We start from the raw sequence: 1217 nt of genomic DNA, 5'->3' as shown, positions 1-1217 counted from the left end.
TAGTTGCCCTGCTCGTTTCTGATGAAAAAGAGGATCGCTGAAGATTTTCACCCTCGGCTGAGTTCAATCGGCCCGGGCCGCGTCGCGCAGGCGCATGAAGTCGCCGTGGCTCGCGAGCCGCTGTCGCCAACGGTGACGTTCGATGCCGTGCAGTTGCATGGCAACCCTCCAGGCGTTCTTGGACATACTCGCGCAGACGGGGATTCGTCACCAGCTTGGCCGGTTTGGGGCGTCGGGCCAGATGCTCTGACTTCCACTGCGCGACTGACGCACGGTACTCGAGCTTGCCGCCGCGTGTCGCAGCGTTGCGTGTGAGCTCGCGCGACACGGTTGAGGGGCTTCGACCAATGCGACGCGCTATCTCCCGTACGCCGAGATATTGCGCCCGAAGCAGTCCGATCTCTTCTCGATCGGCGAACGACAGGTACCTATCAGATACAGGTTTCGACATGAGCAATGGCATACCGCCACGATGCCGAAACCAACGGGATCCCACGGCCTGCGACACGCCTACGGCTTCGGCAGCCTTCTCACTTGTGATGCCGGTTGCAATCCCAACCCAGAACTGACGCTCAGCCTCTCGCCGAAGCGTTGGAGCCCCTGGAGATCGCATTGGACCTCTGCCAGTTAACTGCTTTATCCATCCTGCGGGTCGCCCCATAGACACCTCCTGGTTGAAGGTGTTGCGACGACCGGTTGAATCCGCCCAGTACACCAGCGAGCACTTCCAGAAGCTGCTGGACGAACAGGGCATCACATGCAGCATGAGCAGGGCCGGTGAGGTCTGGGACAACTCGGCGATGAAGTGCTTCTTCAGCTCGCTCAAGACCGAGCGAACGGTCAGGAAGGTGTACCGAACGCGAGGGCAGGCCCGTTCAGACGTGTTCGACTACATCGAATGCTTCTACAACCCGACACGCAGGCATTCGACGCTCGGGTATCTCAGTCCCGTACAGTTCGAAAAAGCTCAAGAAGCTTAGGTCGGTGTCAACGGAACCGGCAGCAGCCCAGTGGTCGCAGATGCCGCCTTCGCGATCTTTACCTTGTGCGTCTTACGCGCGATCCACAGGTCATAGTCGGTCTGCATGCGAAGCCAGATCGTAGCATCGCCACCCAGCCAATCGGCCAAACGCAAAGCCATCTCCGAGCTAATGGCCGCATGCTCGTTCAGCACGCGAGAGAACGCCGTGCGCGACACCTTGAGCTGAGCAGCTGCA

Annotated in this window: 1 protein-coding gene and 2 pseudogenes; 1 reads left to right on the top strand and 2 read right to left on the bottom strand. The window is 59.9% G+C overall.

Features of this window, described 5'->3' with window-relative positions; genetic code table 11:
- Positions 1 to 162: 162 nt before the first annotated feature.
- A pseudogene (locus AAHB17_RS24460) lies at positions 163 to 640 on the bottom strand (transposase); the annotation flags it as partial.
- Positions 641 to 704: 64 nt separating this feature from the next.
- Here AAHB17_RS24460 and AAHB17_RS24455 point away from each other — a divergent pair.
- Positions 705 to 980, top strand: a pseudogene (locus AAHB17_RS24455) (IS3 family transposase); the annotation flags it as partial.
- On the opposite strand, the gene AAHB17_RS24450 reads toward AAHB17_RS24455, so the two are convergent.
- The coding region (locus tag AAHB17_RS24450; RefSeq protein ID WP_342133665.1) for a HigA family addiction module antitoxin at positions 977 to 1217 on the bottom strand (241 nt) is incomplete at its 5' end. The pseudogene AAHB17_RS24455 and the gene AAHB17_RS24450 overlap by 4 nt on opposite strands.

The organism is Hydrogenophaga sp. OTU3427, from assembly GCF_038440225.1.
Classification (GTDB): domain Bacteria; phylum Pseudomonadota; class Gammaproteobacteria; order Burkholderiales; family Burkholderiaceae_C; genus Hydrogenophaga.
Note: the sequence above shows the minus strand (reverse complement) of the source record. Positions and strands in the feature narration are given on the sequence as shown.